Source organism: Ammoniphilus soli, from assembly GCF_040813775.1.
In genome coordinates this window covers 21,712-28,366 of sequence record NZ_JBEGDL010000051.1, presented here as the reverse complement: position 1 = coordinate 28,366, position 6,655 = coordinate 21,712, and the positions used below count along the sequence as shown (strand labels likewise).

Annotated in this window: 6 protein-coding genes and 1 pseudogene; all 7 read left to right on the top strand. The window is 38.9% G+C overall.

Going from position 1 to position 6,655, the window contains the following annotated elements:
- Positions 1-60 precede the first annotated feature (60 nt).
- A pseudogene (locus tag ABLT31_RS35420) lies at positions 61-1,245 on the top strand (CaiB/BaiF CoA transferase family protein); the annotation flags it as partial.
- 38 nt (positions 1,246-1,283) lie between these two features.
- A complete protein-coding gene (locus tag ABLT31_RS35415) occupies positions 1,284-1,844 on the top strand; it encodes a DMT family transporter (RefSeq protein WP_367760360.1) in 561 nt (186 codons plus the stop codon).
- Positions 1,845-1,854: 10 nt separating this feature from the next.
- Positions 1,855-2,187 carry an EamA family transporter gene (locus tag ABLT31_RS35410; RefSeq protein ID WP_367760359.1) on the top strand — a complete coding sequence of 111 codons (333 nt, stop codon included), beginning with the start codon at positions 1,855-1,857 and terminating at the stop codon, positions 2,185-2,187.
- Between the two features lie 55 nt (positions 2,188-2,242).
- Positions 2,243-3,109, top strand: coding sequence for an alpha/beta hydrolase (locus tag ABLT31_RS35405; protein ID WP_367760358.1), 867 nt, complete (start codon positions 2,243-2,245; stop codon positions 3,107-3,109).
- Positions 3,110-3,662: 553 nt separating this feature from the next.
- On the top strand, positions 3,663-4,034 hold the full coding sequence (locus ABLT31_RS35400; RefSeq protein WP_367760357.1) for a hypothetical protein: 372 nt from the start codon (positions 3,663-3,665) through the stop codon (positions 4,032-4,034).
- A gap of 42 nt (positions 4,035-4,076) precedes the next feature.
- Complete coding sequence (locus ABLT31_RS35395; RefSeq protein ID WP_367760356.1) at positions 4,077-4,244, top strand: hypothetical protein; 168 nt, start codon at positions 4,077-4,079, stop codon at positions 4,242-4,244.
- Between the two features lie 788 nt (positions 4,245-5,032).
- Positions 5,033-6,439: a dihydropyrimidinase gene (hydA, locus tag ABLT31_RS35390; protein WP_367760355.1), complete on the top strand. Its 1,407-nt coding sequence runs from the start codon at positions 5,033-5,035 to the stop codon at positions 6,437-6,439.
- Positions 6,440-6,655: the final 216 nt, after the last annotated feature.

Sequence of the window (6,655 nt, the reverse complement as noted above, 5' to 3'; positions counted from 1 at the left end):
AGTTTACTTGAGATTTTGCTCTTTTTCTATCCACCTAGTTATTAGACGCTTACGAGGTTACCATTAGAAGGAGTAAAAATATTGGATGTATCCACCATGATTGCAGCACCATTCGGTGCTGTACTGCTAGGTGATTTTGGTGCAGATGTGATTAAAGTAGAAATGCCGGGTAAAGGTGATACGTTAAGACACGTTGGACCTTTTAAAGATAAGGAACCTTTGCGTTGGCCGGGATTATCTAGAAACAAAAAGTCTCTCACTCTTGATTTACACAAGGAGGAAGGGATCGAAATCTTTAAAAAGCTAGTTAGCAAGGTAGATATATTAATAGAGAATTTTAGACCGGGGACTCTTGAAAAGTGGGGGGCCGGGTATGAAGTGTTGAAAGAAATCAATCCTAATTTAGTATTGATCCGTGTTTCCGGGTATGGCCAAACCGGTCCTTTCCGTGAAAAGGCCGGATTTGGCACTCCTGCAACGGCGTTTAGCGGATATACCTATCTTCAAGGGTTTACCGATCGGCATCCGGTTAGTCCATCCTTTTCCCTTACGGATTATATTACAGGGATCTATGTCGCCTTCGCAGCAGTAACAGCTATCTATTACCGTGATGCCAATGAGGGAAGCGGGCAAATGGTAGATATGTCCCTCTACGAATCGGTATTCCGAATGATGGAGTTTTTGGTTGCGGAGTATGATCAACTAGGTAAAGTTCGGGAAAGGGCACCGGGATTAGCAGGCCACTCTAGTCCAGCCGGAACGTATCGAACGAAAGATGACCATTGGGTGGTATTGGTAACAAGTACGGATTCAACCTTTGAGCGGTTAGCCAAAGCCATGAATCGAGAAGATATGCTGAGTGATTCTAAGTTTTACACCAATTCCAAGCGATTGGAGAATAATCAGGAGACGAATCAGATTGTGGCCGATTGGATATCCTCCCTGGGAAGAGATGATTTATTGAAGGAATTGGATGAATATGGTGTTCCGGTTAGTCCAATTTTAAACATCCAAGATATCTTTGAGCATCCTCAATATAAGGCAAGGGAAAATCTTATCGAAGTGAAGCATCCGCGCCTAGGTCAAATTAAAGTTCCTGGCATCGTCCCGAAGTTTGAAAAAACTCCAGGGAGTATTCGCCACATTGCCCCGGACTTGGGAGAGCATAACAATGAAATCCTTATGAGCATGATAGGATTAACTGAAGAGGAAATAGAAGAATTACGGAAGAATAACATCATTTGATAGATTTTGCCCTCACAGTCATTTAGGTATAGAAAGGAATGATTCGTTTTGGAAAAGCAACGGGTCTATCTGAATCGGTAATGGCCATGTGGGGAGTGAATGTGGTTGTCCTCAAAATTTTGATCACATATTTCATGCCGGTTACGATTACAACGTTACGGATCTTATCGGCTGGCATTGTTTTGGTTTTAACCCTATTTACCATGAGGAAGCTTCGCTCACCTACGAAGCAGGAATGGGTATATATTATATTTGGATCTTTGTTTAGTGTAGTCTTACACCAATCCGTCCTATCCATCGGACTGAACCAAACTACTGCATCTAATAGCGGGTTGATTTTGGGCATGGCTCCTTTAGCGACTACCATTTTATCAATCCTTTTCCTAGGTGACAGAGTAACCATTCTCCAGAGTATTGGAGTTATGTTGGGCTTGATTGGTGTTTCCTTTATTGTATTGAAAGGTCATAAAGCTTTGGGTAGTGTGTCAATGGGGGATTTGCTGGTATTTATATCAATGCTATTTCAAGCATTAAGTTTTATTGTAATCAAAAAAGGTTCCCAAACAATGGACCCTCGTCTAATGACCACATACATCTAATTGGAGCTTTATGTTCGTCATCAGTTTGTTCCTTGAACCTGAAGGGTTTATCAGCTTGAGTCATGGCACTTTCCCTATTTATCTGCTCCTTTTGGTATCAGGGGGAATCGGTGTTGGGATGGGTCATATGCTGTATAACTATGCGATCGGAAAAATCGGGGCGGCAGAGGCTTCTATTTTTATTAATCTTAATCCTTTTTTTACGTTAATCAGCTCAGCCATATTCTTAGGTGAAAGCATTGGACTAGCTCAGGTCATAGGTTTTATTTCAATTTTATTTGGTGTTCTAATGGGTTCTGGCGCAATTGAGGAGCGATATCACTATTTTAAAAAAGGGGTATAAATTAATTATGTACTCAAAATTTAAGAAATTCATTATACACGCGAACGATATAGACATGAACGTATTAAAAGGAGGATCTGGCCCCCCGCTATTACTGTTGCATGGGAATCCTCAAACCTATGTTATGTGGCATAAGGTTGTAGATGAATTAGCTGAGTATTTCACTGTTGTTGCTACGGATTTGCGTGGTTATGGTGATAGCAGTAAGCCTGAAGGATTACCTAACCACAGCAACTACTCTAAGCGAGTAATGGCACAAGATCAATTGGAAGTGATGATGCAACTTGGGTTTGAGAGTTTCTATTTAGTGGGACATGACCGTGGAGCAAGAGTTGCATACCGATTAGCTCTTGATCATCCTGAACGTGTGAAAAAGCTCGTGTTACTTGATATTGTACCGACAGTTGTCATGTACGAGAGGACGAATATGGAATTTTCTCACAGTTTATTCCATTGGTTCTTTTTAACCCAGAAAAAGCCGTTCCCGGAAAATATGATTTCCTCCAATCCGGAATGCTATCTTGAAAATGCCTTACATATCAGCAGATATAATTCAGATGCAGATTCTCCTCGAGAATCTTATGATCCTATAGCATACAGTGAATACCTGCGTTGCTTTAAGGATCCACATACTATTCATGGTATATGTGAAGATTATCGTGCAGGGGCGAGTATTGACCTTATTCACGACCGAGATGATCTTCAGGCAAATCGAAAAATAGAATGTGATTTATTAGTGATTTGGGGTGCAAATGGTCTGGTCGAAAAATTCTTTAGACCTCTTGATGAGTGGAATAAGTTCGCAAAACAAGTGGAAGGACGTGCGTTACCCTGTGGTCATTTTATCCCAGAAGAGGCTCCGGAACTCCTTCTCGAAGAACTTTATTCTTTTTTTAAAGTTACTGAACTTTCACAGTACTGACCTGCAAGCAAGTCAAAGTAATAAACGCACATGGGGAACTACACATAATTCAACGGATAGCTTAGTGATTATGTAATAATTATTTCATATGTAACTCCTAAAATCGTTGTATGTTGTAGGTAGGTTATTCCGCTAATCTAGTAGTAATTTTTGGAAGAGAAGTGATGTCTCAATAGGTTTTGATGGAGTTTAATTCATCCGTTTTGTACTTAATATCAACATCCCAGACCTCCAACTCCTTAACAGTGAGGTTAGAAGTTTTAGAGTTTTAGAGTTATAAAGATATGAAAAAAATGTAGGGTAGTGATGAAGCAAGTAATCCAATTGAAAAGGGATCAAAGTTATAAAGTACTTCAATGGTTTGTATCCTTAATAAATAGATTAGAATGTAGTTTTGTGCTTGTAAACCTTGGTAGGAAAGGTGTTTTTGTAACCTTATATAATTTCGTTTGATTAAATTTATAATACAGTAACAAAACCTCTCTTTTGTTTAATGCCACTCATTTGGGCGTTACGGATGAAAGGAGTAGAACACTCTACCATTTCTATTCCGATGGAATGGATCAAGGAAGAAGATGCCGGACGAGCGATTCAAATGAATTGGTCAGAAGATGGGGTGATTATGGTTACACGGGACATGATTACTGAAGTGGTAACCAAGATTCCTTATGAGAAGGAAAGGAAGGGGGAATTAGAGGCCTTAAATCGATTCCTTTTCTATGATTTCTATGATCGTAAAAAGAACCGATATAAACCGAATCCATATAAGGAAATTCAATTTAAGGATTTTCATTACGAATATAACAGGGAAAAAATCCCCTTTGGGAAGGGCCAAGAGATTCCAGATCCCTATGATTTCGTGGAGCGACTTCGGTTTAGTAATATCTATTATAAGTTTAAAAAGAGATTTTCAAAAGGGTCCTGAGTGTAGGTAGGACAATTGGACACACCCAGTTTATGGGAAAACGTGAATGGGGTGGAGTTATCCGGGTGGGGCACGGAATTAGAGGATCTAAACATTCTAGATTCGGTGCTCACCGATCCTGCCATGATTGAACCATACGGGAGATATGGGGTCGATGCGGATGGAGATGGTAAAGCCGATCCCTATAGTAAGAATGGTCTTAGTCATTGAAGAAAGTTCAGTGAGGCAACCGATATTAACGATATTATCTAGTTAATTCTTATAATACTCATTCCTAAGACTGTAATAGGTGATGTAAACCAATTAGAACGATTACTTAATTGAATGTGACGTCGCGAGAAAATTGATCTTGTTAAAAAGAGCTGAAATAGCAAGTAGGAGTCGAGAAGTATCACGTCAACATTTGGATTAACTATAGAAAAATCAGCTTTTTTATAAGATCTGTATTACGTAACCCTCCATTTCTGTACTCCCTATAGGGCTATCCATTACCCATTTGCAGCGGCTTGGCTTCCCCTCCTAAGATAACTTACCTCTCCCCAAAATGCATAACTCTATTATGCTCCCACAAAAATAATTGTGTTATAAAAGCTGACATAAAACAATACTTTACTAAGTCTTGTGTGATATCTTTCATTCATAGGATTAATAAAAATTTATATGAGGAAGATTTATTGAGTGGAATTTGTTTTAAGGTCAATTTGCGAATGTGACACCCTAGAGGAATGAGTACCTTATTTAGTTGGGGTGTTCATCTATTGAAATATAGCTTTTGTTCCACTGCTTAATCTTCAGAGGAATAGTTCTAACCACGATCAGCGTAGGATAATATGAATAATTTATTTTAATGAAAATTATATATATTAAAAATATTGTTTGAATTAAGCTTAATTGGTTGTTATTATAAAGACGAACCTCTTTTAGTCGAGGACCTCAAGGGAATATAGTTTTATATTCAGAAAGGAAATAAAAACTAATTTTTATAAGGAGAGGTTGGGTTGAAAACTATTATTAAAAATGGCACTGTTGTAACTTCAGGTGATATTTTTAAGGCAGACATTCAGATTGTAAGGGGGGGTGTAACGGACATTTCTGAAGTAATTCATCCTAATAATGAAGATTACGTCATTGATGCAAGCAATCAATATGTCTTTCCAGGAGGGATTGACGTACATACCCATCTAGCATGGCCTTTTCAAAGTACAGGTACTGCTGATGATTTTGTAAGTGGAACTAAGGCTGCAGCTGCAGGTGGTATTACAAGTATTATAAATTTCACAAATCCTAAAAAAGGACAGACGTTACTTGAAAATTTACAGGAGTGGAAGGATAAAGCACAGCCATCTTTTATTGATTATGGTTTTCATTCCATCATAAGCGAATATAGTGATCAGGTATTAGAAGAACTCCCCCTGCTGGCTGAAAAAGAAGGGGTTACCTCGATTAAGCTGTTCATGGCTTATAAAGGTGAATTAATGGTAAATGATCGCGAAATGTTCAAAATTATGAAGAAAGCTGGAGAAGTTGGCATAATTACAAACGTTCATGCCGAGAACGGCGATATTATAGATGAATTGGTTGCTGAAGCGTTAGAAAAAGGAAACACTGCACCTATTTATCATGCGTACACAAGACCGACTATAACGGAAGCAGAAGCAACTGGTAGAGCACTGGCGATCGCAGAAGCAGCGGATGCACCTATTTATATTGTGCATGTAACCTGTGCAGAAGCACTGCAGCAGGTGGAACTAGCCAAAAAGAGAGGTGTAAAAGCATATGCTGAAACTTGTCCACATTATTTGGTTTTAGATAGTAGCTGTTTGGAAAAGCCGCATTTCGAAAGCGCGAAATACGTTTGCTCCCCGCCATTGCGAGAAAAATGGAATCAGGATGTACTTTGGAAAGGCATGGCTTCCGGATTAATATCCGCCGTGGGATCCGACCATTGTCCATTTCAATTTGAAGGCCAAAAAACGTTTGGGAAAGATAACTTTGCGAAGATTCCAAATGGTGTGCCTGGATTAGAAGATATATTTTCTATCGTGTACCACTTCGGGGTTCATGAAGGACGCATATCGTTGCAAAAATTTGTTGAAGTGATTAGCACTGGGCCTGCTAAACTCTTCGGGCTTTACCCGAAGAAGGGAACAATCTCTGTTGGAAGCGATGCAGATATCGTTATTCTTGATCCCACACGTTCAAGAGTCATTTCTCAAAAATCGCAATATCAAAACTTGGATTATAACCTTTACGAAGGAACAAAGGTTCAGGGAGTTATTACTCGTGTTTTGTTACGTGGAGAAGAGATTGTCCATGAGGGGGCTGTTAAAGGAAAAACTGGACAGGGAAAGTATTTATTTCGGAGAAAACATGTTGGAACTAACTACGGACTTAGTTCTATATAATGAAATTTTTTATACCTTTAATTGTATACAATACCGTATCCATCATACGATACAATTACAAACGTTTAAAGAAGTTATGTAGGGAGGGGGAAGATGTCTGATCCGAGCGAAATAGATGTTTACAAGGAAATTAAGGAGGTGATTATTCAATAAAGATTTCACCCAAATATGAAATTGGTAGAGGAAGTATTAGCAGAATAATTTCGAGTCAGTACT

Bases quoted from the DNA above. Each gene is read 5' to 3' on its own strand.
- ABLT31_RS35400 (WP_367760357.1), top strand. From the start codon at position 3,663: ATGGAATGGATCAAGGAAGAAGATGCCGGACGAGCGATTCAAATGAAT.
- ABLT31_RS35415 (WP_367760360.1), top strand. From the start codon at position 1,284: ATGATTCGTTTTGGAAAAGCAACGGGTCTATCTGAATCGGTAATGGCC.
- ABLT31_RS35410 (WP_367760359.1), top strand. From the start codon at position 1,855: ATGTTCGTCATCAGTTTGTTCCTTGAACCTGAAGGGTTTATCAGCTTG.
- ABLT31_RS35405 (WP_367760358.1), top strand. From the start codon at position 2,243: ATGAACGTATTAAAAGGAGGATCTGGCCCCCCGCTATTACTGTTGCAT.